The following is a 25,540-nucleotide window of genomic DNA, read 5'->3' as shown; positions in this document are numbered from 1 at the left end:
GCCGTCCCTGTTCGTTGATGGATCCACGCTGTCAGTCAGGTTTCTCTGTCAGGGTAGACGCGAACAGGCAAGCGGGCCTGCGGGGACGGCAAAAAGGTGTGGCGCAGGTCCGGCGAGCGAGCGTTACCTTGGCGGATAGTTGTCCATCAGCTGCGTCACTGTCTTCTGGATCGCCGTGCTGCGCTCCTCCGGGCTTGGCGGGTAATTGTTCATCACCTGCTCGGCGCTGCCGCGCCAGACCAGCTTGCCGTCCCGGCCGTCGAACAGGTCGACCTGGATGGTCGCTACCTTGTAGTCGACGCTGCGGGTCTCGTTGTACATCGGCCCGCCCCAGTAGCCTCCCCAGTAACCGCCCCAGCCGCCGCCGTAATTGGTGGTGATCTGCTGCTGGCGCTGCTCGACGATCAGGTAGGTGCGCACTTTCACATCCGCGCGCGCGCTGCCCTGGACCGGGCGCAGGCCGCGCTGGTCGAGCTGGCCTTCGACCGCCTCGCGGATGCGTTGCTCGGTAAGGTCACTCTTGATGCGCGGATCATCTGGACGGTATTGCAGCGCCGGCTCCTGCCAAGCCCAGCTGCGGTACGCGGCGAAATCGCGGCTGGCGTCGAAGTCCTGGGTGACGTTGTTGCTCGAGCAGGCCGCGATCACCAGCGTGAGGGAAAGCACAACGAGACGGCGCGACATGATGGATCTCCTGGAACGTTAGCTGGGAGGGTAGCCGCTCAGGGCCTTGTTGACGGACTCGCGCAGGGCGTTTTCGCGCTCACGCGCCGAGTCCTCGCTGCTGCCGCTTTCGGCGCTGGCGCTCCAGACCGGCTGGCCGTCGCGGGCGTCGTACAGGTCGATACGCACCACCATGACCTCGACCTCATAGGTGCGCACGATCGGGACACTGCCATAAGCGCCGTAGCCATGGCGGTAGCCGCCGTAGCCGACACCGCCGTAGGGGTAGCCCCCATAGGGATAGCCCCCATAGCCGTCGTCATAGTCGCGCACCTGCCGCACACGGCGCTCCAGGCGCAGGTCTGCGCTCACCAGCAGATCGGCGCCGGTATCGCGGGCGGGGCGCAAGCCATGCTGGTCCAGGGCATTGCTGACAGCGTCGGCCAGTTGCGCGGGGTCGGCCGTTGCCGTGCCCGGCGGCAGCTGCCCGTTGCGCCAGCTCCAGCTGCGGTAGTGCCCATAGTCACGGGGCGCGGCCGGATAGGCACTGGCGTCGAAGGTGCTGGCGGCCTGCGGTGGCGCAGGCGGCAGTGGCCGGGAGCTGGCCACGTAGGGATTGCTGCCCTGGCAGCCGGCCAAGGCCAGGGCGCAAAGGGCCAGGATCAGTCTGGGGTTGGGCATGTGCTCCTCCCGGCAGGTAAGGTCAACGCGGTCGGCAGATCCAGTGCAGGTAGCGGCCCAGGCCGGCAAAGGCCGGATGGCGACGATGGGCCAGCTCCATTTCCAGAAGGTCGGCGAGCTCGGCCTTGGCCTGGAACTCACGCGGCATGTAGTCGTGGAACACCCGCACACCACTTTCCTTTTCGACCCGCCAGATGGGTTCAAGTTGCGCTCGCAGTGCGCGTGGATCAAGCGGTTTTTGCGGGGTCAGGCTCTGCTTCTCGCCGGCCAGGCTGTCGCTGCGCAGCTTGCGCAGGTGCCCTTTGAGCAGGTTGCGGTATACCAGCGCGTCGCGGTTGTAGAACGCCAGCGACAGCCAACCGTCCGCACGGGTGAGCTGGTGCAGCACCGGCAGGATGGTCTCGGGCTCGGCCAGCCATTCCAGTACCGCATGGCAGATCACCAGGTCGTAGGGCTCGGCCAGCTGACTGGGCAAGTCCTGCCACGGCGCCTGGATGAACGTCGCCTGCTGCCCGGCCTCGGCAAAGCGCTCGCGGGCGCCGTCGAGCATCGGGGCGGCGGGTTCGGCCAAGGTCACCTGATGGCCACGCTCGGCCAGCCACAGTGACATGTGGCCCAGGCCTGCACCGACGTCCAGCACGCGCAACGGGGTATCGGGCAGAACCTCGGCGAGGTCGGCCTGCAACACCGCCAGGCGGATGGCGCCCTTGGCGCCGCCGTAGATCTTCTGGGCGAAGCGGCTGGCCAGTTCATCGAAATGCCGGTCGTTCATCGGGCGAAGCGCCTTTCGCTGTCGGCAAGCTTCGCCCGCACCACCTGGTCCATGTCCAGGCCCAGTTCGCTGCACAGCAGCAACAGGTAGAGCACCACATCGCCCACCTCCTGGCCTGCGTGGGCGAGTTGCTCGGGCGACAGCTGGCGCGACTGGTCTTCGCTGAGCCACTGGAAGATCTCCACCAGCTCGGCCATTTCGACGCTGGCGGCCATGGCCAGGTTCTTGGGACTGTGAAAGCCGCGCCAGTCGTTGTTGTCGCGGATCTGGTGCAGGCGTTGGGTGAGTTCTTGCAAGTTCATCGGGGTGCTCTCCTGGAGGCGCATAGCTTCGGGGGAGCGGGGCTGCAAAGCAAGAGGGCGGCCGGAGGTGCCCGGCCGCCTCGCACGTGGAGCGCTGTGGCTCTGCTACAGCGTTCGCCAGGCCCCGGCCATGTGCACCAGGCCTTCATGACCTTCGAGTTGCAAGCGTCCTTCGGTCCCGGTGGTACTGGTCTTGAGGATCACCTCGCTGGGCAGCCTCACCGGTTTGCGAAAGCCCGACTCGAACGCATACCCGCTGGTCGGCAGGTGACTGCGCAGGGCCGCCAGGGCCATGGCCTGGGTCCACATGCCGTGGGCAATCGCGCTTGGAAACCCGAACAGGCGGGCGGTGGCGCCACTGAGGTGGATCGGGTTGTAGTCGCCGCAGACCTTGGCATAGCGCCGGCCTATGTCGGTGTCGGCGTACCAGCGGGTCAGTTCGGCCAGCGCCGGCTGATCCTCCTCGGGGGCTTCGTTGGCCGTACCGTCCAGGCGCAGGCCGCGCACCAGCATGCGGCTGGTTTCGCTCCACAGCAGGCCCAGGCCATCCTGCGCCTCGGTGATCAGTTCGAACGTACCGCCTTTGGCGTGGGGCCGCAGGTTGTCGGCGCGGACCGTGAAGCGCAGGCTGTCGATGCCGCCCAGCGGCCGGTGCACGCGGATGTCGTTGTCCAGATGCACCAGCCCAAGCAGCGGGAAGGGAAAGTCATGGGCGGTCAGCAGCTGCAATTGCAAGTTGAAGGCCATGACATGCGGATAGGTGCCGGGCAGGCGGCCATCATCGGTGAAGTGACACAGCTTGCGGTAAGCGGCGAGGTTGTCGCGATCGACCCCCAACATGCTGCGCAAGCCACGCGCGGGCAGGGTGGTGCCGGTGATCTTGCGTTTGCCGACCGCGCGCAGGTACAGGCTGGCGCGCGAATCGGGGCTGTGCAGGTCGTGCCATTTGCGCTCCATGTTCACGCCCCCATCACCGCCTGGCCGCAGATCCGCAGCACCTGCCCGTTGACCGCCCCGGAGCCCGGTTGCCCGAGCCAGGCCACGGCCTCTGCCACGTCCTGGGGCAGGCCGCCCTGGCCTAGCGAGCTCAGGCGCCGGCCAGCCTCGCGCAGGGACACTGGCATGGCGTGGGTCATGTGCGTCTCGATGAACCCTGGCGCCACGGCATTGATGCTGGCGCCGCGCTTGGCCAGCTTCGGCGCCCACGCCTGGGCGAAGCCGATCAGGCCGGACTTGCTCGCGGCGTAGTTGGCCTGGCCACGGTTGCCCGCGATGCCGCTGACCGAGGACAGTAAAACGATGCGCGCGCCGTCGTGCAGCAGGTTGCCGTCGTACAGCGCCTGGGTCAGACGCTGCGGGGCCTTGAGGTTGACCGCCATGACCGCGTCCCAGTACTCGGGGGTCATGTTGGCTAAGGTCTTGTCGCGGGTGATACCAGCGTTGTGCACCACGATGTCGATGCCCTCGGGCAAGGCCGCGAGCAGCTGCTCCGGGGCATCGGCGGCGCAGATGTCCAGCGCCAGGCTGCGCCCGCCAAGGCGCGAGGCCAGGGCATCGAGATCCGATCTGGCCTGGGGCACATCGAGCAACACCACCTCGGCACCGTCACGCGCCAGGGTCTCGGCGATGGAGGCGCCGATGCCGCGGGCGGCGCCGGTGACCAGCGCCCGGCGCCCGGCCAGTGGGCGGGTCCAGTCCTGTACCTGGCCGGCGCAGGCTTGCAGTCGCAGCACCTGGCCCGAGATGAACGCGCTTTTGGGCGAGAGGAAAAAGCGCAGTGCGCCCTCGAGCTGGTCTTCGGCTTCAGGGCTTACGTACAGCAGTTGCACGGTGGCGCCATTGCGCAGCTCCTTGCCCAGCGAGCGGCTGAAGCCTTCGAGCGCCCGCTGGGCGACGCTGGCCAGCGGATCGTCCTGCTGTTCGGGTGCCCGGCCGAGAATCACGACGTGGGCACTGGGCGCCAGGCTGCGCAGCAATGGCTGGAAAAATTCGCGCAACTGCGAAAGCTCATCGGTGTCGGAGAGGTGGCTGGCATCGAACACCACGGCCTTCACCTTGGGGCCCAGACCGGCCACCCAGGGCGGCGATTGCAGGCCTTGGCCGGCGAAGCCGTAGGGCTCGCTGGTCAGGCGTTGGGCGAAACCTTCGACTTTGTTGGCCAGCGGACCGCCGCCCAGTAACAGGGCCCCCTCCACCGGGCACAGACGGCCGGCTTGCCAGCGCTCCAGGTGCGCTGGGCGGGGCAGGCCGACTGCATCGACCACGCGTCGACCGAGGTTGGAGTTGGCAAAGCCGAGATAACGATCGCTCATATACGGTTCTCCCTGATAGCAAGCATGCAAGTGTGGACCAACTTTGCATAACGGTCGTTCGGATGCGAAAAAAACACCTAGGCTGTACGAATCATTGATAGCAGGAGGACATCACATGCGTCCAACGCGCCGTGTCGCGATCATAGGCGGCAACCGAATACCCTTTGCTCGTTCCAACGGCGCCTACGCCACTGCCAGCAACCAGGCAATGCTCACGGCGGCCCTTGAGGGTCTGATCGAGCGCTATGGCCTGCATGGCGTGCGCCTTGGCGAGGTGGTGGCGGGCGCGGTGCTCAAGCACACGCGCGACATGAGCCTGGCCCGCGAATGCGTGCTCGGATCACGGCTTTCCCCGCAGACCCCTGCCTATGACATCCAGCAAGCCTGCGGCACGGGACTTGAGGCAACGTTGCTGGCGGCCAACAAGATCGCCCTTGGGCAGATCGACAGTGCGGTCGCAGGCGGTGTCGACACCACATCCGACGCGCCGATCGCGGTCAACGAAGGCCTGCGGCGCCTGTTGCTGGAAGCCAATCGCGGCAAGTCCACGGGCGATCGCCTCAAGCCGTTCATCAAGCTGCGTCCTGGACACCTCAAGCCCGAGCTGCCCCGGGTCGCCGAGGCGCGCACGGGCCTGTCGATGGGCGAGCATTGCGAATTCATGGCGCAGGCCTGGCAGATCCCCCGCGCCGAGCAGGACGAGCTGGCCCTGCTCAGCCACCAGAATCTGGCGGCGTCCTACGCCGAAGGCTGGCATGACGACCTGCTTACGCCCTACCTGGGGCTAAACCGCGACAACACCCTGCGGCCCGACCTGACTCTGGACAAGCTGGCCAAGCTCAAACCGGCGTTCCAGCGTGGCGAAAAAGCCACGCTGACCCCTGGCAATTCGACACCGCTGACCGATGGCGCGTCGCTCGTGCTGCTGGGCACCGAGGAGTGGGCCCGTGAGCGTGAGCTGCCGGTGCTGGCCTACGTAGTCGATGGCGAGACGGCCGCGGTGGATTTCGTCAAAGGCCAGGAGGGGCTGCTGATGGCTCCGGTCTACGCCGTGCCGCGCCTGCTGGCGCGCAATGGCCTGAGCCTGCAGGACTTCGATTACTACGAGATCCATGAAGCCTTCGCCGCCCAGGTGCTCTGCACCCTCAAGGCCTGGGAGGATCCCGATTTCTGCCGTACCCACCTGGGTCTGGACGAGCCGTTGGGCGCGATCGACCGCAGCAAGCTCAACGTCAAGGGCAGCTCGCTGGCCGCGGGGCACCCGTTTGCCGCGACGGGCGGGCGGATCGTTGCCAACCTGGCCAAGTTGCTGGACAAGGCTGGCAAGGGGCGCGGTCTGATCTCGATGTGCGCGGCGGGGGGGCAGGGGGTGACGATGATCGTGGAGCGGTAGACCGTGGCGCCTGGGGATTGCGTGGTCTGCTTCGAGGACCTGCTGTGCAGGCAGCAGGGCAATCATGGTCTGTGAGGGTAAACGGCGCTAACCTTTGGCCAGTCAGCACTACAAGGCCACGCCATGCCGCCCACCGGACAACTTTCCCCGCCACGCCCCATCCCCGCCCTGAGCAGCCTGCCCCGGCCGCTCTACGCGCGCGCCGAGAGCCTGGGCGCCGGGTCATGGACCACGCGTCACTGCCATGACTGGGTGCAGTTTTCGTACGCTATCAGCGGCGTCCTCGGGGTCTACACCAGCGATGGCAGCTACTTTGCGCCGCCGCAGTGGGGCGTATGGATTCCGGCGGGGGTGGAGCATGACGTGGTGACCTCGATGCAGGCCGAGATGCGCAGCCTGTACGTGCGCCGCGACGCCTGCCCGTGGGCGCCGGACCATTGCCGGGTGCTGGAGGTGACGCCACTGGCGCGCGAGCTGATCAAGCAGTTCTGCCTGTTCCCCTCGGACTACCCGGAAGATCAGAGCCCGGAGGGGCGCCTGGTCAGCGTGTTGCTGGACCAGTTGCAGGCGCTGCCTGAGGTCGGGTTCTCGCTGCCGCTGCCCCGTCACCCTGGCCTGCTGCAGTTGTGCAATCGCCTGATCGCTGCGCCCGACGAGGCGCAGACCCTCCAGCAATGGGCCCAGCAGCTGGGCCGCTCGGAAAAGACCCTGATGCGCCTGTTCCAGCGCGAAACGGGCCTGAGCTTTCGCAGCTGGCGCCAGCGCATGCGCCTGCTGTCATCGCTGGCGCTGCTGGAGGCGGGGGAGAGCGTGACCGAGGCGGCGCTGGGCTGTGGCTACGACTCCACCTCGGCGTATATCGCCGCCTTCAGGCAGCTCTTCGGCTTCACCCCCGGCGAGCTGCGGCTCTAGTCAGGTCCGGAAGCGCCGCACCAGGCTGTCCAGTTCGTTCGACAGTCCCGCGAGGCTCTGCGAATCCTGGCGGGCAGCGCTGGCAAGCTCGGCCACCAACTGGGCATCGCCGTGTATCTGGCTGATGTGGCGGTTGATGTCTTCGGCGACCTGGTGCTGCTCCTCGGCGGCCGTGGCGATCTGGGTGTTCATGTCGCGAATCACATCCACCGACTCGCGGATCTGCCCGAAACTGTCACGGGCAAGACCAATGCGGCTTACCGATTGTTGCGACACCTCAAGGCTTGCATGCATCTGGCCGGCGACTTCGGAGGTACGTGAGGCAAGATTGCCGAGCAGGCCGTCGATCTCGGCGGTGGAGTCGGCCGTGCGCTTGGCCAGTGCCCGGACTTCGTCGGCAACCACGGCAAAACCTCGTCCCTGCTCGCCGGCGCGGGCGGCTTCGATGGCGGCGTTGAGCGCGAGCAGGTTGGTCTGCTCGGCGATCGAGCGAATGGTGCCCAGGATCGACTGGATGGCATTGCTGTCGCGCTCCAGTTGCTGGATCGACTGGGCCGACTGCTCAATCTCCTGGCTCAGGCGGTCGACGCTCTGCACGGCGGCGTCGATCTGCCGCTGGCCCTCGCGGGCCTGCTGCTGGCCATTGTCAGCGGAATCGGCGGCCTGGCTGCACGAGCGCGCGACTTCGTTGGCGGTGGCGACCATTTCATGGAAGGCGGTGGACACCATGTCGACGGCCTCGCGCTGGCGCCCTGCAGCTTCGGCCATGTCGCCGGAAACGCGGGTCGAACTGGCCGAGGTGCTGAGAATCTGGCTGGCCGCCTGGCCGATGCTCTGGATAAGGCTGCGGATGGCGCCCAGGAACTGGTTGAACCAGCTGGCCAGCTGGGCGGTTTCGTCCCGGCCCCGCACGTCTAGGTTGCGGGTCAGGTCACCTTCGCCCTGGGCAATGCCTTCCAGGCCGCTGGTCACGCTGTTGATCGGGCGCACGATCAGCTTGGCGAAGGCCGCGCCGACGACGGCGAACAGGGCGGCAAGGACCAGGGCGATGATGCCTACCAGCCAGGTCAGGCGCGTGGTGCTCTGCATCACCTCCTCCTCCTCGATCAGGCCGATGAAGGTCCAGCCGAGGCCTTCGTCCGGGTAGACGTTGGCCATGTAGCGTTTTCCGTCGAGCTCGATCTCGACCAGGCCTTTGCCGGCCTTGGCCAATTCGTCGTAGCCCTGGCCGAAGCTCGAGAGCTGCTTGAAGTTGTGGTTGGCGTCGCGAGGATCGACCATCACGTTGCCGTTCTTTTCAACCAGCAGCAGGTAGCCGCGCTCGCCCAGCTTGATCTTCCTGACAATCTCGGTCAGGCCATTGAGCGACACGTCGATGTTGACCACCCCGCCGGGGCTGCCCAGCTGGTTGGGGACGCTGCGCACGGTACTGACCAGCACGGTGTCGTCGGCGGCCCAGTAGTAGGCGCCGGTGCGCACGGTCTTGCCCGGGTTGGCCATCGCCAACTGGTACCAGGGGCGTTGCCGTGGGTCGTAGTTGGAAAACTTCTGCCCGGCTGGCCAGGTGACGTAGCCACCGTCGAGCATGCCGTAGGAGAGGTAGGCGTAACCCGGGTGGGTCTCCGCCAGCCGGGTAAAGAAGTCGAGGACCTGCTTGTCCTGCTCGCCAAGCTCGCTGGACGCATCGGCACCCAGGTACTTGTTGAGGTTGCCGCCAGTAGAGGCGATCAATGGCTGCGCCGCGAGGAAGTCGACGTTCTGGTCGATGGCCTCGAAGAACAGGTTCATGGCATTGGCCACCTGGCGAATTTCCCGGCTGCTGTTGTCCAGAAAATCATCACGCGCTTCGCCGCGCAGGTTGAGGACCACCAGGGTGGCGACCAGGACGATGGGCAGGCCGGCAATGACGGCAAAGGCCCAAGTCAGTTTTTGCTTGATGTTCATCCACGCTCCCGGAATTTGTTTTTGTCGCATTGAGGCAGGTTGATAGGGCATCGGCCGGGGCGGGCGTTTTTGTAGGACAGCCGGGATATTTAATTTACTCGCTGCAACAACCCCTCCCATTGGCCAGGTCCTTGAGGATCGGGCAATCCGGGCGCTCGTCACCCTGGCAGTGCGCCACCAGCTCGCTCAACGTGTCACGCAGGCTCACCAGCTCCTCGATCCGCCGGTTCAGCTCGCCGATGTGCTGGGTGGCCAAGGCCTTGACGTCGGCGCTGGCGCGCTGGCGGTCGTGCCACAGGGTAAGCAGGCGCGCGACCTCTTCCAGGGAGAATCCCAGGTCGCGCGAGCGCTTGATGAAGGCCAGGCTGTGCAGGTCTTCGGGCTGGTACAGGCGGTAGCCGCTGCCGCTGCGCGTGGCCGGGCGCAGCAGGCCGATGGATTCGTAGTAGCGGATCATCTTGGCGCTGAGCCCGCTGTGCCGGGCGGCCTGGCCGATGTTCATGGGGCCTCCTGCTGTTGCGTGGGTTTCCAGGTCTTGAGCCACAGGGCATTGCTTACCACGCTGACACTCGACAGCGCCATGGCGGCGCCGGCCAGCACCGGGTTGAGGTAACCCAGGGCGGCCAGCGGAATGCCGATGAGGTTATAAATGAAGGCCCAGAACAGGTTCTGACGGATTTTCGCGTAGGTCTTGCGGCTGATCTCCAGGGCGGCCGGCACCAGCCGCGGGTCACCGCGCATCAGGGTGATGCCAGCGGCCTGGATGGCCACGTCCGTGCCGCCGCCCATGGCGATACCGATGTCGGCGGCGGCCAGGGCCGGGGCGTCGTTGATGCCATCACCCACCATCGCCACCACGCCGGACGCCCTGAGAGCCCCGACCGCAGCGGCCTTGTCGGCCGGCAACACCTCGGCATGCACGTCATCGATGCCCAGCGCCTCGGCGACCACCCTGGCGCTGCCGCGGTTGTCACCGGTCAGCAGGTGGCTGCTGATGCCCTGGGCGTGCAGTGCATCGATAGCCTGGCGGGCGCCTGGCTTGAGGCTGTCGCCAAAGGCAAGCAGGCCCAGCACCCGTGCTTGCGGTGCGCGCTCGATCAGCCAGGAGAGGGTGCGCCCTTCGGCTTCCCAGGACTGAGCCTGCGCCGCAAGTTCACCCGCCTGCAGGCCGCTTTGCGCCAGCAGGCGGTGATTGCCCAGCGCCAGGTCCCGCTCATCCACGTGTCCGGCGATGCCTCGGCCCGTCAGCGACTGGCTGGCGCTGACCGGGGGTATGTCCAGTCCCTGGTCGCCACAGGCGTCCAGCACGGCCCTGGCCAGTGGGTGTTCGCTGCCGCGCTGCAAGGCGCCGGCCAGTCGCAGCAGTTGCATGGTGTCGCCAGCCACGGCCTGGCTGTGGACAATGCGCGGGCTGCCGGAGGTGAGGGTACCGGTCTTGTCGAAGACCACCCGGTTGACGGCGTGGGCGCGTTCCAGTGCTTCGGCGTCCTTGATCAGGATACCGTGGCGCGCGGCGACGCCGGTACCGGCCATGATCGCCGTGGGCGTGGCGAGGCCGAGGGCGCAGGGACAGGCGATGACCAGCACGGCGACGGCATTGATCAGCGCGGCTTCAATGGGAGCACCAGCCAGCCACCAGCCCAGCAGGGTCAGCAGGGCCAGCACCAGCACGGCCGGGACGAAGACCTGGCTGACCCGGTCGACCAGCTTCTGGATTGGCGCCTTGGCGGCCTGGGCATCCTCCACCAGGCGGATGATGCGCGCGAGCACGGTCTCGGTGCCCAGCGCCAGGGTCTGCACCAGCAGGCGGCCTTCACCGTTGATCGCGCCTCCGGTCACTTTGTCTCCGGGCTGTTTGGGCACCGGCAGGCTCTCGCCGGTGATCAGCGCTTCATCGGCATGGCTGCTGCCTTCGAGCACTTGGCCATCGACCGGAAAACGCTCGCCCGGCTTGACCAGCACCTGGTCGCTAAGGCGCAGCCGACTGATCGGCACATCTTCCTCGCGACCGTCGATCACCCTCAAGGCGCGTTCAGGACGCAGCGCCTCGAGCGCGCGGATGGCACTGGCGGTCTGGCGCTTGGCCCGGCTTTCGAGGTACTTGCCCAGCAGGACGAGGGCGATCACCACGGCCGAGGCTTCGAAATACAGGTGAGGCATGCTGCCCGCATCGGCGATGCCCCATTGGTAGAGGCTCAGCCCGTAGCCGGCGCTGGTCCCCAGAGCCACCAGCAAGTCCATGTTGCCAGCGCCTGCGCGCACGGCCTTGTAGGCGGCGGCATAAAAGCGCGCGCCGAGGACGAACTGGACCGGCGTTGCGAGCACGAACTGCGCCCAGGCGGGCAGCATCCAGTGAACACCCAGCGGTTGCAGGAGCATTGGCAGCACCAGCGGCAAGGCCAGCAGCACGGCTGCAAGCACAGCCAGGCGCTCGTGACGCAGACGGCGACGGGCCGCGTCGGGCTCGTCGACAACCGTCTCGGGCAGGCTGGCGCTGTAGCCGGCGCGCTCCACCGCCTGCAGCAGAACGCTGTCGTCGATGTTGCCTGACGTCTGGATGTGCGCGCGTTCGTTGGCCAGGTTGACGCTGACCTGCTGCACCCCCGGCAACTTGCCAAGCGCGCGTTCGACGCGGCCTGCGCAGCTGGCGCAGGTCATGCCGCCGATCAGCAGTTCGAAATGGGTGGATGCGGGCATGGCTTACCTCCTTGGACAGGCCTCCAGCATCAACCTTGCCACGCTGGCAAGGTCAATAGCCCAGCGGGGTCTGTCTCAGCGTCAGGCCCGTATGGTCCATGGTGATGCGGTACTTGTTGATCTTGCCTGCCTGCAGCGTGAGCCGGGTGTTGCGCTGGTTCTCGATGCCAGGGCTGCAGCCCGGCGCCTGGCCTGGCAACAGGCGCAGGCGTACGTCCACCGGGCCAGGTGGCAGATTGAACGAGGTCGACTGCTCCTGGAACAGCCGGCCGGAGAGCTGATCGTTGAGGTAGACCCCGATCTCGCAACTGGTGGCTACTTCGAGGCGCTCGCGCGAGATGATCAGCACGCTGTAATCCGAATTGCCCTCGGCGCTGGCCGGCGGTATCACCGTCAGCGCGCCCAGCAATCCGAGAAGGCCCAATCCTGCCCTGACCATGAGAATCTCCTGCTTGCCAGAATCGTCAAAAGCGCAGCTTGGCTGACACGGGGATGGATTTCCAGCCTCCATGCTTGACCTTGCCGTGGTGGCAAGGTTGAAACTTGGGAAAAACCACCAGGAGAACGTCTCGATGCACGTATTCAATGTACAAGGCATGACCTGCGGTCATTGTTCCAGAGCGGTGACCCAGGCAGTGCAGGCACTGGATCCCCACGCCCAGGTCAAGGTGGACCTGGCGGGCAAGCAGGTCAGCGTGGAGAGCGGGCTGGATGCGGAGCAGGTACTGGCGGCGATCCGGGAGGAAGGTTACGAAGCGCAGTCGCTCTGACTCATGTAAATGTTGCAAAGGTTTTCCGCAAGAATCCATGGACGGGTAAACTAGGCTGCTTGCTTAGCCTGCTATGGATTCTTCATGAACCTGCGAATGCTCCTGATTCTCGGCGCCCTGAGTGCGTTCGGGCCGTTGGCGATCGACTTCTACCTGCCCGCCTTCCCGGCCATGGCGCAGGCGTTCGTCACCGACGAAAAACACGTCCAGACCACCCTGGCCGCCTACTTCCTCGGCCTGTCCATCGGCCAGCTGGCGTATGGACCAGTCGCCGACCGCTTCGGGCGACGCCTGCCGCTGTTGTTCGGCGTCAGCCTGTTTACCCTGGCGTCGCTGGCCTGCGCCTTCGCGCCTAGCCTGGATGCACTGATTGTCGCGCGCTTTGTCCAGGCCTTGGGCGGCTGCGCGGGCATGGTGCTGTCGCGGGCGATCGTCAGCGACAAGTGCGACGCGGTGGGCTCGGCCAAGGTGTTCTCGCAGCTGATGCTGGTGATGGGCCTGGCGCCGATCCTCGCCCCCATGCTTGGCGGCGTGCTGGTCAATGTTGGCGGCTGGCAGTCGATCTTCCTCACCCTGTGCCTGTTCAGCGCGCTGTGCCTGGTGGCGGTGGGGCTGGGCCTGCCGGAGAGCCTGCCGGCCCATCAACCGCGCCAGCCTCTGTCCGGCGCCTTGCGCTCGTACGCACGGCTGCTGGGGGACCGGGTGTTCCTGGGCCATGCGCTGACCGGCGGTATCGCCATGGCCGGGATGTTCGCCTACATCGCCGGCTCGCCTTTCGTCTTCATCAAGCTCTACGGCGTGCCGGCCGAGCATTACGGCTGGCTGTTCGGCGCGAACGCCGCGGGCTTCATTCTGGTGGCGCAGATCAATGCGCGCCTGCTGGCCAGGCGCGGGCCGGCATGGCTGCTGGTGCGCGCGGTGTGGCTGTACCTCGCGGCTGCCCTGGCGCTGATGGCCGTGGCGTCGATGCGTCCGGCCCAGCTATGGCCGCTGCTGGTACCGCTGTTCGTGTGCATCGCAAGCCTGGGCTGCATCATTCCGAATGCCTCGGCCTGCGCCATGAGTGGGCAGGGCGCGCGGGCAGGCAGCGCATCAGCGCTGCTGGGTTGCCTGCAGTTCAGCGTCGCCGCGGGCGCGGCGGCACTGGTAGGGGTATTGCACGATGGCAGCGCGGTGCCGATGACACAGGTCATCAGCTTGTGTGGCGCGCTGGTGGTGGCGGTGGCGGTGCTGACCCGGCGGCTGCAGCTCAGCCGGCCTGCCTGAGGGCGTGAGGGGCCTGCAGCCGGTTCTGCAACGTGGCCGCGAAACTGCGCGCCTCGGCCTCGCTACGGAAACCCACCACGTGCTGATCGAGCTGGACTTGCCAGGGGCACTTGGGATTACGGTTCGACGCACTGACGACTATCTTCATCGCGGCTTGCCTCCAGTTAGCGAGCGCTAATCATTGTAGCGCCGCCACTTCCCGGCGGCATGACCGCGGCCCGACTCCTGACTGACGGTCATGCCGGCCTGCCAAAGCCTTTCTCTGCGGATTGTCATCGACGGTGCGCTGTGTTTTTGCCGCTCACAGGGGGGAAAGGCCGGTAGCCCCGAGGAATCGTCGCTTTTTCTTGCCTTCCTTTTTCTGGCTCTTCGTCGGCAACGTCCTACGCCGCCGCCTGCGCACGGTTTGCCCAAGCGTCTATTTCCCTCCGTAATGCAGGGGCATCGTGCTCATCAGGCGGGCAAGCGCTAGCGCTCAGCGCGTCGACCTCGACCCCATCGAGGGTCGCCGACCCTCCGTATTCCTGCCTCCAGTGGCAGCCGCGACGCGGCTTATACTGCGACCGGCGGCCAGTGCCAGCGAGAGATGTTTCCATGCCAAGGGACAGCGCAGGCAGTTTCTGTGGTGCGTTTGGCCGCGGCACCTGCCTGGCGTCATGCCCGGTCCGGTTGCGGGGACGGGCGATGGCGCTTCGCGACACGTGTTGCCCGCATGCTCAGCCAATCGATTCCAGACGTGATCTCGCAGGGAGTAGAGATATGAAAGCTGTCACCAGTATCAGTCAGATCGCAAGCCTGATGGCCGACCCCAAACGCTGCGCCATGCTCTGGGCGCTGATCGACGGATCGGCGCGGCGGGCCGACGAGATCGCGGTCATGACCGGGGTGACGTGCTCCTCGGCCTGCGCGCACCTGTCGCTATTGTCGGCAGGTGGCTTGCTGCGGCTCGAGGCGCGGGGCCGCAAGCGCTACTTTCGTCTCGCCACTCCCGAGGTCGGCGCCGCGGTCGAAGCGCTGGCAAGCGTGCAGGTCGAGGCGCGCGATCCAAAGGGCGAGCGCGAGGGGCTGGCGCCCTTGAGCATCCCCTTGTCGATGCGCCGGGCGCGGCGTTGCGGCGATCACCTGGGCGGCGAGCTGGCGGCCGACCTGTACCAGCGATTGCTGGAGGCCGGTTGGCTCGAAAGCAATGACGGGCACACGGTCGTGAGCCTCGTGGGACGCGATGCGTTGGCCTGCATAGGTTTCTACATCGATGCCCTGGCGCCAGGGCAACAGAGCCATTGCGTGATCTGCAAGTGTTGCAGCGAATGGACCGATAGGCGACCGCACCTGGGAGGCAGCCTGGGACAGGGCCTGTTCAAGCTGTTCCTGCAGTCAGGCTGGATCCGCGAGCAGGAAAGCTCCCGTGCCTTGCAGATCAGCGCCACCGGGCTGGGTCACATCAACCGCATTGCCCGGCCGGCGCTGGTGGCTACCGCCTTCTAGCCGCCCACAGGAATTACTTGACCAGGCGTGCGTCCAGGCTGTTCTGCGCCAGGCGGCGCGCCTGATCCTGGGTCATGCCCAGGTGGGTGTGCAGGGCATGGAAATTCTCTGTGACGTAGCCGCCGAAGTACGCCGGATCGTCCGAGTTGACGGTCACTTTCACGCCACGCTCGAGCATGTCGAGGATGTTGTGCTGGCCCATGTGCTCGAACACGCAGAGCTTGGTGTTGGAGAGCGGGCAGACAGTGAGCGGGATCTGCTCGTCGATGATCCGCTGCATCAGGCGCTCGTCCTCGATGGCGCGCACGCCGTGATCGATACGCTGGATCTTGAGCAGGTCGAGGGCTTCCCAGATGTATTCGGGCGGCCCTTCTTCACCGGCGTGGGCAACGGTCAGGAAGCCTTCGCCGCGGGCGCGGTCGAACACGCGCTTGAACTTGCTTGGCGGATGGCCTTTTTCAGAACTGTCCAGGCCCACGGCGACAAAGGCATCGCGGAAGGGCAGCGCCTGGTCGAGGGTCTTCTGGGCTTCGTCTTCGCTCAGGTGACGCAGGAAGCTCAGGATCAGGCCGCTGCCGATGCCCAGCTGCTCGCGACCATCCTTGAGCGCCTGGTTGATGCCGTTGAGCACGACTTCGAACGGTATGCCGCGGTCTGTGTGAGTCTGCGGGTCGAAGAAGGGCTCGGTGTGGATGACGTTCTGTGCCTTGCAGCGCAGGAGGTAGGCCCAGGTCAGGTCATAGAAGTCCTGCTCGGTGCGCAGGACGTCCGCGCCCTGGTAGTAGAGGTCGAGAAATTCCTGCAGGTTGTTGAAGGCGTAGGCGCCGCGCAGGGCCTCGACGTCAGCCCAGGGCAGGGCGATCTTGTTGCGTTCGGCCAGGGCGAACAGCAGCTCGGGTTCAAGGGAGCCCTCCAGGTGCAGGTGCAACTCGGCCTTTGGAAGGGCATTTAGCCAATCGTACATGGTGTTGAAATCTCGATCAGGAACGGTTGCGGCCATTCTACTAGAGGTTGGCGGGAAAGCGGGCACCGGCTGCCCGGAACCCTGGCGCCGCCTGCGCAGTCCCTATCCTGGATCTGGAGAACCGCACCATGCTCGAACTACTGAAACAGGAAAGATTTCTGCTGCTGGCGATCGTGCTCGCCGCGCTCGCCTGGCCACTCGAACCGCAACTGGTCGCGCACGGCCACGGGGTGGCGTTGCTCGCTGGCGTGGTGCTGGTGGCGGCCATTGTCTGCGCCTCGATGCGGGTGGCGCAGCACGCCGAAGTATTGGCCGAACGGGTGGGGGATCCGTACGGCACGATGATCCTGACGCTGTCGGCGGTGCTGGTGGAGGTGCTCATCCTGGCGATCATGATGAGCAACGAGGCGTCGCCCACCCTTGTGCGCGACACCATCTACTCGGCGGTCATGCTTGATATCAACGGCATCCTCGGCCTGGCCGCGTTGATGGGCGGGCTCAAGCACGGCGAGCAGTCCTATAACGACGATTCGGCGCGAACCTACAGCGTGATGATCATGACCGCCATGGGCGTGTCGATGATCGTGCCCGAGTTCATCCCCGAGGGCGACTGGAAGCTGTACTCAGGCTTCACCATCGCCGCGATGCTGGTGCTCTATGCGCTGTTCCTGCGCATGCAGGTCGGGCCGCACAGCTACTTCTTCAGCTACAGCTACCCGGAGAAGAAGCGCCGTGCGCCCGCCTCGACGGGGCCGGCGGACAGCAAGACCAGGTCCATCGCGATCCTGGTCCTTGGCGTGGTGGTGATCGGCTTGCTGGCCGAAGTCATGTCGCAGGCGCTGGACTTCGGCCTGGAAGGCAGCGGCGCGCCACCGGTGCTGATGGCCATCGTGGTCGCGGCGATTTCCGCCGCGCCAGAGATCCTCACCGCCCTGCGCGCGGCGCTGGCCAACCGGATGCAATCGGTGGTCAACATCGCCTTGGGCGCCTCGTTGTCGACGGTCATTCTCACCGTGCCGCTGATGGAGGCCATGGCGCTCTACACCGGGCAGCCCTTCCAGATGGCGATGACGCCGGTACAGACCGTGATGATCGCCATCACGCTGGTCGTCAGCGCGATCAACCTCAACGATGGCGAAACCAACGCGATCGAGGGCATGACCCATTTCGTGCTGTTCGCCACCTTCATCATGCTGGCGTTGCTGGGGCTTTGAGCCTCAGCCGGCGATCAACTGCGCGGCGGCCTGACGGTGGTCGGCGATCAGGCCTTTGATGTCCAGCCCTTCGATCTGCCCATCGATGACCCGCCACCGGCCTGCGACCATGACGCGGTCGGCGCGGTCGGCGCCGCACAGCAGCAGCGCCGATAGCGGGTCGTGACTGCCGGAGAAGCGCAGCTCGTCGAGCTTGAACAGGGCCAGGTCAGCCTGCTTGCCCACCGCCAGTTCGCCGATGTCATCGCGTCCGAGCAACTGCGCCGAGCCACGAGTGGCCCACCCCAGCACCCGTTGAGGAGTGATCTGCTCGGCGCCGAAACGCAGGCGCTGCAGGTACAGGGCCTGGCGGGCTTCGAGCATCATGTTCGATGCATCGTTGGACGCCGAACCGTCGACGCCCAGCCCCACGGGCGCGCCCGCGGCTTCCAGGTCCAGGGTCGGGCAGATGCCGGAGGCCAGGCGCATGTTCGAGCTCGGGCAATGACAGATGCCCGTGCCGGCAGCGCCAAGGCGGCTGATCTCATCAGCATCAAAATGGATGCCGTGGGCCAGCCAGGTGCGCGGCCCGAGCCAGCCGACGCTGTCGAGGTAGTCCACGGTGCGAAGGCCGAATCGCTGCAGGCAGAATGCTTCTTCATCGAGGGTTTCGGCCAGGTGGGTGTGCAGGCGCACGTCGAGTTGTTCGGCGAGCGCTGCGCTGTCGCGCATGATCTGTGGGGTTACCGAGAACGGCGAGCAGGGCGCCAGGGCGATCTGGATACGCGCGCCATCGCCGCGTTCGTGGTAGCTGTGGACAAGTCGCTGGCTGTCGGCCAGGATCACCTCGCCCTGCTGCACGGTTTGCTGCGGCGGCAGGCCACCGTCGGCCTCGCCCAGGCTCATCGAACCACGGGTGAGCATGGCGCGCATACCCAGGGCGCGCACGCTTTCCACTTGCACGTCGATGGCGTGGTCCAGGCCTTCTGGAAAGAGGTAATGATGATCCGCCGCGGTGGTGCAGCCCGACAGCAACAGCTCGGCCAGTGCCACGCGGCTCGCCAGCTCAAGTCTGGCGGGCGTCAGGCGTGCCCAGACCGGGTACAGCGTCTTGAGCCAAGGGAACAATGGCTGGTTGACCACCGGCGCCCACGCGCGGGTGAGGGTCTGGTAGAAGTGGTGGTGCGTATTGATCAGCCCGGGCAGGACGACGTGCTCGCGGGCATCGACTACCTGCGTGACAGGCATGGCGGGGCTTTGGCCTTGGGCCAGGACTTCGCTGATACGACCGTCTTCGATGACCAGCCCGCCACGAGCGTCAAGGCTGTTGGCGGTGAAGATGGCGAGGGGGTGTTTCAACCAGATGCGGGTCGCAGGCATGGTGCCGGCTCCTCTGAAAATGGGTTCAGGTAAGCCAGCTCAGTGTTGCCCTGTCTGCTGATCCAGGTCCGCCGCGGGGGCGAGGCATCGAGTCTACTGCCTCGCCGGACGGCTTTCAATTCACCGCCTTTCAATTCCGGCTTTCAATCACCAGACAAGTGCCTCGCCTTTGTAGTTGATGAAGCGCAGGCCGCCCTTGCCACTCTGGGCCTTGACCTGTTCAAGCATGCCCCGGGTGCTGGTGAGCACGTCGATCTCGGCATTCTCGCCGCCCATGTCGGTCTTGACCCAGCCGGGGTGCATGGCCAGCACGCAGAGGTCGGGGCGCTGCAGTTGCACAACGAAGCTGTTGATCATCGAGTTGAGCGCCGCCTTGCTGGCCTTGTACAGGCACACCTCGACGCCATCGGGAATGGCCACGCTGCCAAGGATCGAACTCATGAACGCCAGCACGCCGCTACCCGGGCGGACCTGGCCCACCAGACGCTGGGCCACGCGGATCGGCGCGACTGCATTGGTCATGAACAGGTCGCCGACGTCTTTCAGCTGGACCACCTCGGGCTCCTGCGGATGCGGCCCCATGACACCGGCATTGACGAAAACCAGGTCGAAGACCTCGCCTTGCAGGCTTTTCTGCAAGGCGTCGAGCTGCGTGCCATTGTTCATGTCGAGGGTTTCGATGCGCACGCCGGTCTCGTCGCCGAGCTTGCCGGGATTGTGCTGGTCGCGCACGGTGGCAGTGACCTGCCAGCCATCCTCGCGCAAGCGTTGCACCAGGCCAAGGCCCAGTCCGCGCGAGGCACCGATGATCAGGGCGGTTTTGGAAGACATCAGGGAGCTCCTTGAATAGGTGGGAAGGGTGTTGAGCATAGTGCAGGGCAGCGCAGGCAGTTCCCGCGAAATACGCTGGTCAAAAAACGTACAAAACGCCCGGAGCCCAGTGCTGTCAGGGCCTGGCGCAATGGCTAACGGGTTATCCACAGGGTGCTCCACAGGAACTGTGTGCAAGCGCAAGCCTGTGGAAAGGTGGGTGCCGACCGTCTTGGACACCTCTAGGCTGGGGATAACTTGCCGGTTTTCAGTCGGTTGCCAGGCGCGCGCCAAATTGTGATCAAAATATGATCAGAGGTCTGAAGGCCACGCCGTCAAAGGGTTGCAACGGTATGCCCCAAGCTTATCCACAGGCAGGCCCACAGTAGTTGTGGGCAATCACTCAAAAGGTTCCAGGCGAATGCGGCCGCGGCTTAGGTCCGCCAGTTGCTGCTGCAGCGTTTCCAGGTGCGCACGGCCGACTGCGAGCAACAGGTCGACGCCGTTGGCGGTGAACTGTTCGTCCAGCACCAGTCCGTCGAGTTCTGCCAGACGCAGCTTGAGCAGGGCCAGTTCACTGAAGGTGCAGCTGCAGGTGAATTCACTGCGTTCGACCAGTTCGCGCCTCGGGGCCTGCTGCAAGCATTTGTTGGCGCCCCCGCCATAGGCGCGCGCCAGCCCGCCCGTGCCCAGCTGGATACCCCCGTACCAACGGATCACCAGTACCACGACCTGATCAAAGCCTTGGGCCTCGATGGCGGCCAGGATGGGTCGCCCAGCGGTACCACCAGGTTCACCATCGTCGTTGCTGCGGTACTGGCCGCCCAGTTTCCAGGCCCAGCAGTTATGGGTGGCCGCCAGATCGCTGTGGCGCTCGATGAAGGCCATTGCCTCGGCGGCGCTGCCAATCGGGCCCGCCAGCGTGATGAAGCGGCTCTTGCGGATTTCTTCGCGGTATTCGCACAGGTCGAGCAGGGTAGAAGGCATAGGTCCGGTTCAGGCAGGCGGGGTCAGGCCGCAGCCCTTGAGAATGATGTGGACAAGATTGCGGCTGGCATCTTCCATGTCCTGCTTGGTCAGCCGGCTGCGACCGGTGACCTGGCAGATCTGTGTGGCGAAGTCGGCATAGTGCTGGGTACTGCCCCAGAGCAGGAAGATCAGGTGCACGGGATCGACCCGGTCCATCTTGCCGGCGTCCATCCAGGCCTCGAACACGGCGGCGCGGCCCCGGAACCAGTCGCGGTAGTCGGCGCTGAAGTATTCGCTCAGGCATTGTCCGCCGCTGATCACTTCCATGGCGAAAATGCGCGATGCCTGCGGGTTGCGCCGGGAGAATTCCATCTTGGTGCGGATGTACTGGCTCAGCGCGTGGGCCGGATCGTCCTCCACGCTCAGGGCGTTGAAGGTGCTGTCCCACAACTCGATGATGTTGCTGAGCACCGCGATATACAGGCCGAGCTTGTTGGTGAAGTAATAGTGAAGGTTCGCCTTGGGCAGACCGGCCTTCAGCGCGATGGTGTTCATGCTGGTGCCCTTGAAACCATGGCGGGCGAACTCGTCTTCGGCGGCCTGGATGATGGCCTGTTCGTTTTTCTGGCGAATACGGCCGGCGGGCTTGCCCGAGGAAAGGATGCGATGCGCAGGGACTTCAAGGGTCATGGACGGATTCCGGGCTGTCGGTGGCAACGAGTGCCGACAGATTACCTGCCTGTGGCGATGTGACAAGCCTTAGCGCGTGGTAGCCAGGCTTTCCAGAAAACTTTCCAGCACCAGATTGGGCCGACGGCCCTTTCGCGTCACCCAGCTCAGTTCCAGGTCGTAGAAGCGTTGCATGGGCTTGAGGGCGCGCAGCCGGCCTTGCTGGACCCAGAAATTGGCGTAGTGGTCGGGCAGGTAGCCGATGTAGCGGCCGGTCAGGATGAGAAACGCCATGCCCTCGCGGTCCGACGCGCTGGCGGTGCAGTGCAGGGCCTGGTAGCGCGCCTGGATATCGGCCGGCAGGCGGAAGGTCGGGGCGATGGCGTCCTGGGTATTGAGCCGGTCGTCGTCGATCTGCTGGTCATCGGCGTAGAACAGGGGATGGCCAACCGCGCAGTAGAGCAGCGAGCGCTCGCTGTACAGCGGCTGGTACTCGAGACCCGACAGCAGGCTGGCCTGCGGCACCACGCCAACGTGCAGGCTGCCATCGAGCACGCCTTGCTCGACCTCGCTCGGTGCGATCATGCGGATCTGGATGCGCACATCCGGGCCGCGGTCCTTGAGCTGGGCCAAGGCATGGGTGATGCGCATGTGGGGCAGGGTCACCAGGTTGTCGGTCAGGCCGATGTTCAGCTCGCCGCGCAGGTGTTGATGCAGGCCGTTGACCTCGGTTCGAAACGTCTCGAGGGCACCGAGCAACTGCAAGGCCGAGCGGTAGACCTCGCGGCCCTCCTCGGTCAGCGAGAAACCCGCACGGCCACGCTGGCAAAGACGCAGGCCAATGCGCTGCTCAAGGTCGCTCATCTGCTGGCTGATGGCCGAACGGCCGATGCCCAGCACGTTCTCCGCCGCCGAGAAGCCACCGCACTCGACAACGCTGCGGTAGATTTTCAACAGACGGATGTCGAAATCGCTGACCTGCGCGAGAGGATCGGGACGACGGCTCATAGTTTAGTCCGCAGCTGACTGAAGATTACAAAAGCAGGATTTTTCAAACTTTATCCCCATGACAATGTAGGTGCAACAACACCCATCGTTGCCTAATCGTCTCGCGAGGAACCGCCCGATGAACATGCCCGAACCCGCTCACGCAGGTATCGCCAGCCAGCTCAAGCTGGACGCCCACTGGATGCCCTACACCGCCAACCGCAATTTCCATCGAGATCCACGGTTGATCGTGGCGGCAGATGGCAGCTACCTGGTTGATGACAAGGGTCGGCGGATCTTCGATGCGCTGTCCGGGCTGTGGACCTGCGGCGCCGGGCATACCCGCAAGGAAATCCAGGAGGCAGTGTCCCGGCAGCTTGGCGTGCTGGATTACTCGCCGGCTTTCCAGTTCGGACACCCGCTGTCATTCCAGCTGGCCGAGAAGATCACCGAGCTGACGCCCGGCAACCTCAACCACGTCTTCTATACCAACTCTGGCTCCGAGTGCGCCGATACGGCGGTGAAGATGGTGCGCGCGTACTGGCGCCTGAAGGGCCAGGCCACCAAGACCAAACTCATCGGCCGCGCCCGGGGCTACCACGGTGTGAACATCGCGGGTACCAGCCTGGGTGGCGTCAATGGCAACCGCAAGATGTTCGGCCAGTTGCTGGATGTAGACCATCTGCCTCATACCGTACTGCCGGGCAATGCGTTCACCAAGGGCATGCCGGAGGAGGGCGGGATCGCCCTGGCCGATGAGATGCTCAAGCTGATCGAACTGCACGATGCGTCGAACATCGCGGCGCTGATCGTCGAGCCGCTGGCGGGTTCCGCCGGCGTGCTGCCGCCGCCCAAGGGCTACCTGAAACGCCTGCGCGAGATCTGCGACCAGCACAATATCCTGCTGATCTTCGACGAGGTGATCACAGGCTTCGGCCGCATGGGTGCCATGACCGGTGCCGAAGCCTTCGGCGTGACGCCAGACCTGATGTGCATCGCCAAGCAGGTGACCAACGGCGCCATCCCGATGGGTGCGGTCATCGCCAGCACCGAGATCTACCAGACCTTCATGAACCAGCCCACGCCGGAGTACGCGGTCGAGTTCCCGCACGGCTACACCTACTCGGCGCACCCGGTCGCCTGTGCCGCCGGTATCGCTGCGCTGGACCTGCTCCAGAAGGAAAATCTTGTGCAGTCGGCCGCTGAACTCGCGCCCCATTTTGAAAACGTGCTGCATGGCATCAAAGGCACCAAGAACGTCATCGACATCCGCAACTACGGCCTGGCCGGCGCGATCCAGATCGCTCCGCGCGACGGCGACGCCATCGTGCGTCCGTATGAGACGGCGATGAAGCTCTGGCAAGCGGGCTTCTATGTTCGCTACGGCGGCGACACCCTGCAGTTCGGGCCAACCTTCAACACCCAGACGCAAGAGCTTGATCGCCTGTTCGATGCGGTCGGTGAGGCGCTGAACCAGATCGACTGACTTTCCCGTTTTCGTCTGCAGGCGTGCGTGGACGCGCCTGCCTGATCCTGTTTATATGGAGTTCTGCATGAGCACTGTTCAGCACCTGATTCACGGCGAGCTGGTTTCCAAGGGCGAGCGCACCGCCGATGTCTTCAATCCTGCCACTGGCCAGGCGATTCACCAGGTCGAGCTTGCCAGCCGCGCCACCGTGCAGCTGGCGATCGATTCCGCCAAGTCTGCTTTCCCTGCCTGGCGTAACACGCCGCCTGCCAAGCGTGCCCAGGTCATGTTCCGCTTCAAGCAATTGCTGGAGCAGAACGAGGCACGGATCTCGCAGATGATCAGCGAGGAGCACGGCAAGACGCTGGAAGATGCGGCCGGTGAACTCAAGCGTGGTATCGAGAACGTGGAGTTTGCCTGCGCCGCGCCTGAGGTGCTCAAAGGTGAATACAGCCGCAACGTCGGCCCTAACATCGATGCCTGGTCCGACTTCCAGCCGCTGGGCGTGGTAGCCGGCATCACGCCGTTCAACTTCCCGGCGATGGTGCCGCTGTGGATGTACCCGCTGGCCATTGCCTGCGGCAACTGCTTCATCCTCAAACCGTCCGAGCGTGATCCAAGCTCCACTCTCTATATTGCTCAACTGCTGCAGGAAGCCGGCCTGCCCAAGGGCGTGCTGAACGTGGTGCACGGTGACAAGGAAGCGGTGGATGCCCTGATTCAGGCGCCAGAGGTCAAAGCCTTGAGCTTCGTCGGTTCCACGCCTATCGCCGAGTACATCTATAGCGAGGGCACCAAGCGTGGCAAGCGTGTGCAGGCGTTGGGCGGCGCGAAGAACCATGCAGTACTGATGCCTGATGCTGACCTGGACAACGCCGTGAGCGCCTTGATGGGTGCGGCCTACGGTTCATGTGGCGAGCGCTGCATGGCCATTTCGGTGGCGGTGTGCGTCGGCGACCAGGTTGCCGATGCACTGATCGCCAAGCTGCAACCGCAGATCAAGGCACTGAAGATTGGTGCGGGCACCACGTGCGGCCTGGACATGGGCCCACTGGTAACCGCCGCTGCCCGTGACAAGGTGGTGGGGTATATCGACGATGGCGTTGCTGCTGGCGCTCAATTGGTGGTCGATGGCCGTGGTTATCGTGTGAGCGGTCATGAAGATGGCTACTTCGTTGGCGGCACGCTGTTCGACCGGGTCACGCCTGAAATGCGCATCTATAAAGAAGAGATCTTTGGTCCGGTGCTTTGCATCGTCCGGGTGAACAGTCTCGAGGCAGCCATGCAGCTGATCAATGACCACGAGTATGGCAACGGAACCTGCATCTTCACCCGTGACGGTGAAGCGGCACGTCTGTTCTGCGACGAGATCGAAGTAGGCATGGTCGGCGTCAACGTGCCGCTGCCAGTACCCGTGGCCTACCACAGCTTCGGCGGCTGGAAACGCTCGTTGTTTGGCGACCTGCATGCCTACGGTCCGGATGGCGTGCGCTTCTATACCCGCCGCAAGGCGATTACCCAGCGGTGGCCGCAGCGTGCCAGTCATGAGGCTTCGCAGTTCGCGTTCCCTAGTCTGTAGAACGTGCAGGTGAGCGGGGAGGCCGAAAGGCCTCCCCGCCTTGTTTTTGACTAATATCGAACTTTATTGAAATCAGGGGTTGACGGGGTTTTGAATCCCCTTATAATGCGCCCCACTTCCAGCGTAGTTGGAACGCGAAACTCCTTGAGAATCAACGAGTTAAACGTTTCAGGCAGCACTGGCGGGGCTTCGGTCGAAAGATCGGCAGCGGTGAAAAAGGTGGTTGACAGCGAGTTGAAACGCTGTAGAATTCGCCTCCCGCTAACGAGAGATCGCAGCGAGTCAAGTGTTTGAAGTTAAACAGGTTTCTGGTTAAAAACTTCA

General features: G+C 64.9%; 25 protein-coding genes and 1 pseudogene. 8 read left to right on the top strand and 18 right to left on the bottom strand.

From position 1 onward, the window contains the following. Window positions 1-123: 123 nt before the first annotated feature. The 6 genes from VJS90_RS16190 to VJS90_RS16165 form a co-directional block, all read right to left on the bottom strand. Window positions 124-684 (bottom strand): DUF4136 domain-containing protein, encoded by a 561-nt coding sequence (locus VJS90_RS16190; RefSeq protein WP_324122659.1) that lies wholly within the window; start codon window positions 682-684, stop codon window positions 124-126. A gap of 18 nt (window positions 685-702) precedes the next feature. Then, entirely contained in the window at window positions 703-1,344 is a 642-nt protein-coding gene (locus tag VJS90_RS16185) for a DUF4136 domain-containing protein (protein ID WP_324122658.1), read from the bottom strand. 22 nt (window positions 1,345-1,366) lie between these two features. Then, a complete protein-coding gene (locus VJS90_RS16180) occupies window positions 1,367-2,116 on the bottom strand; it encodes a methyltransferase domain-containing protein (RefSeq protein WP_324122657.1) in 750 nt (249 codons plus the stop codon). Further along, a complete protein-coding gene (locus tag VJS90_RS16175) occupies window positions 2,113-2,418 on the bottom strand; it encodes a MazG-like family protein (RefSeq protein ID WP_324122656.1) in 306 nt (101 codons plus the stop codon). Before VJS90_RS16175 ends, VJS90_RS16180 begins: the two co-directional genes overlap by 4 nt. Before the next feature lie 105 nt (window positions 2,419-2,523). Next, complete coding sequence (locus tag VJS90_RS16170; RefSeq protein WP_324122655.1) at window positions 2,524-3,375, bottom strand: MaoC/PaaZ C-terminal domain-containing protein; 852 nt, start codon at window positions 3,373-3,375, stop codon at window positions 2,524-2,526. 2 nt (window positions 3,376-3,377) lie between these two features. Beyond that, entirely contained in the window at window positions 3,378-4,730 is a 1,353-nt protein-coding gene (locus VJS90_RS16165) for a 3-oxoacyl-ACP reductase (protein ID WP_324122654.1), read from the bottom strand. Window positions 4,731-4,845: 115 nt separating this feature from the next. Here VJS90_RS16165 and VJS90_RS16160 point away from each other — a divergent pair, with 115 nt between their 5' ends. Then, window positions 4,846-6,123, top strand: coding sequence for an acetyl-CoA C-acetyltransferase (locus VJS90_RS16160; protein ID WP_324122653.1), 1,278 nt, complete (start codon window positions 4,846-4,848; stop codon window positions 6,121-6,123). A 123-nt stretch (window positions 6,124-6,246) separates the two neighbouring features. Next, the gene (locus tag VJS90_RS16155; protein WP_324122652.1) at window positions 6,247-7,035 is read left to right on the top strand and encodes a helix-turn-helix transcriptional regulator; all 789 of its coding nucleotides are present in this window, start codon (window positions 6,247-6,249) and stop codon (window positions 7,033-7,035) included. On the opposite strand, the gene VJS90_RS21890 is transcribed toward VJS90_RS16155, so the two are convergent. The 5 genes and pseudogenes from VJS90_RS21890 to VJS90_RS16135 form a co-directional block, all read right to left on the bottom strand. Then, window positions 7,036-7,764 (bottom strand): methyl-accepting chemotaxis protein, encoded by a 729-nt coding sequence (locus tag VJS90_RS21890; protein ID WP_414704953.1) that lies wholly within the window; start codon window positions 7,762-7,764, stop codon window positions 7,036-7,038. Between the two features lie 129 nt (window positions 7,765-7,893). After that, window positions 7,894-8,823, bottom strand: a pseudogene (locus VJS90_RS21885) (cache domain-containing sensor histidine kinase); the annotation flags it as partial. A 250-nt stretch (window positions 8,824-9,073) separates the two neighbouring features. Further along, on the bottom strand, window positions 9,074-9,481 hold the full coding sequence (gene cueR / locus VJS90_RS16145) for a Cu(I)-responsive transcriptional regulator (protein ID WP_324122650.1): 408 nt from the start codon (window positions 9,479-9,481) through the stop codon (window positions 9,074-9,076). After that, window positions 9,478-11,676, bottom strand: a complete 2,199-nt coding sequence (locus tag VJS90_RS16140; RefSeq protein ID WP_324122649.1) for a heavy metal translocating P-type ATPase — start codon at window positions 11,674-11,676, stop codon at window positions 9,478-9,480. Before VJS90_RS16140 ends, cueR begins: the two co-directional genes overlap by 4 nt. Window positions 11,677-11,728: 52 nt before the next feature. Continuing rightward, window positions 11,729-12,115: a hypothetical protein gene (locus tag VJS90_RS16135; RefSeq protein ID WP_324122648.1), complete on the bottom strand. Its 387-nt coding sequence runs from the start codon at window positions 12,113-12,115 to the stop codon at window positions 11,729-11,731. Between the two features lie 133 nt (window positions 12,116-12,248). On the opposite strand from VJS90_RS16135, the gene VJS90_RS16130 reads away from it, so the two are divergent. Together VJS90_RS16130 and VJS90_RS16125 are read left to right on the top strand one after the other, a co-directional pair. Next, window positions 12,249-12,446, top strand: a complete 198-nt coding sequence (locus VJS90_RS16130) for a heavy-metal-associated domain-containing protein (RefSeq protein ID WP_324122647.1) — start codon at window positions 12,249-12,251, stop codon at window positions 12,444-12,446. A gap of 84 nt (window positions 12,447-12,530) precedes the next feature. Beyond that, window positions 12,531-13,712, top strand: a complete 1,182-nt coding sequence (locus tag VJS90_RS16125; RefSeq protein WP_324122646.1) for a multidrug effflux MFS transporter — start codon at window positions 12,531-12,533, stop codon at window positions 13,710-13,712. On the opposite strand, the gene VJS90_RS16120 is transcribed toward VJS90_RS16125, so the two are convergent. Beyond that, window positions 13,696-13,860, bottom strand: coding sequence for a hypothetical protein (locus VJS90_RS16120; RefSeq protein WP_324122645.1), 165 nt, complete (start codon window positions 13,858-13,860; stop codon window positions 13,696-13,698). The genes VJS90_RS16125 and VJS90_RS16120 overlap by 17 nt on opposite strands. 611 nt (window positions 13,861-14,471) lie before the next feature. Between VJS90_RS16120 and VJS90_RS16115 the strand changes: the two genes are divergently transcribed. Next, entirely contained in the window at window positions 14,472-15,197 is a 726-nt protein-coding gene (locus VJS90_RS16115; RefSeq protein ID WP_324122644.1) for a helix-turn-helix transcriptional regulator, read from the top strand. 13 nt (window positions 15,198-15,210) lie between these two features. Here the strand turns inward: VJS90_RS16115 and VJS90_RS16110 are convergent, their stop codons facing one another. Continuing rightward, entirely contained in the window at window positions 15,211-16,161 is a 951-nt protein-coding gene (locus tag VJS90_RS16110; protein WP_324122643.1) for an adenosine deaminase, read from the bottom strand. Window positions 16,162-16,289: 128 nt separating this feature from the next. On the opposite strand from VJS90_RS16110, the gene VJS90_RS16105 reads away from it, so the two are divergent. Beyond that, complete coding sequence (locus VJS90_RS16105) at window positions 16,290-17,375, top strand: calcium:proton antiporter (protein WP_324122642.1); 1,086 nt, start codon at window positions 16,290-16,292, stop codon at window positions 17,373-17,375. A gap of 3 nt (window positions 17,376-17,378) precedes the next feature. On the opposite strand, the gene VJS90_RS16100 is transcribed toward VJS90_RS16105, so the two are convergent. The 5 genes from VJS90_RS16100 to VJS90_RS16080 all read right to left on the bottom strand — a co-directional run bounded on the left by VJS90_RS16100 (window position 17,379) and on the right by VJS90_RS16080 (window position 22,190). Next, complete coding sequence (locus tag VJS90_RS16100; RefSeq protein ID WP_324122641.1) at window positions 17,379-18,734, bottom strand: 8-oxoguanine deaminase; 1,356 nt, start codon at window positions 18,732-18,734, stop codon at window positions 17,379-17,381. 147 nt (window positions 18,735-18,881) lie between these two features. After that, window positions 18,882-19,568 (bottom strand): SDR family oxidoreductase, encoded by a 687-nt coding sequence (locus tag VJS90_RS16095; protein ID WP_324123233.1) that lies wholly within the window; start codon window positions 19,566-19,568, stop codon window positions 18,882-18,884. A 375-nt stretch (window positions 19,569-19,943) separates the two neighbouring features. Further along, entirely contained in the window at window positions 19,944-20,531 is a 588-nt protein-coding gene (locus VJS90_RS16090) for a YigZ family protein (protein WP_324122640.1), read from the bottom strand. Between the two features lie 9 nt (window positions 20,532-20,540). Continuing rightward, window positions 20,541-21,203: a TetR/AcrR family transcriptional regulator gene (locus VJS90_RS16085; protein WP_324122639.1), complete on the bottom strand. Its 663-nt coding sequence runs from the start codon at window positions 21,201-21,203 to the stop codon at window positions 20,541-20,543. A gap of 69 nt (window positions 21,204-21,272) precedes the next feature. Next, entirely contained in the window at window positions 21,273-22,190 is a 918-nt protein-coding gene (locus VJS90_RS16080; protein WP_324122638.1) for a LysR family transcriptional regulator, read from the bottom strand. A gap of 118 nt (window positions 22,191-22,308) precedes the next feature. Here VJS90_RS16080 and VJS90_RS16075 point away from each other — a divergent pair, with 118 nt between their 5' ends. Together VJS90_RS16075 and VJS90_RS16070 are read left to right on the top strand one after the other, a co-directional pair. Further along, window positions 22,309-23,655 (top strand): aspartate aminotransferase family protein, encoded by a 1,347-nt coding sequence (locus VJS90_RS16075; RefSeq protein ID WP_324122637.1) that lies wholly within the window; start codon window positions 22,309-22,311, stop codon window positions 23,653-23,655. A gap of 67 nt (window positions 23,656-23,722) precedes the next feature. Then, window positions 23,723-25,216, top strand: a complete 1,494-nt coding sequence (locus VJS90_RS16070; protein ID WP_324122636.1) for a CoA-acylating methylmalonate-semialdehyde dehydrogenase — start codon at window positions 23,723-23,725, stop codon at window positions 25,214-25,216. Window positions 25,217-25,540 lie beyond the last annotated feature (324 nt).

The organism is Pseudomonas sp. (genome assembly GCF_035277045.1).
Taxonomy (GTDB): domain Bacteria; phylum Pseudomonadota; class Gammaproteobacteria; order Pseudomonadales; family Pseudomonadaceae; genus Aquipseudomonas.
The sequence above is the reverse complement of the archived record's forward strand: the minus strand, read 5'-3'. Positions and strand labels throughout refer to the sequence as shown.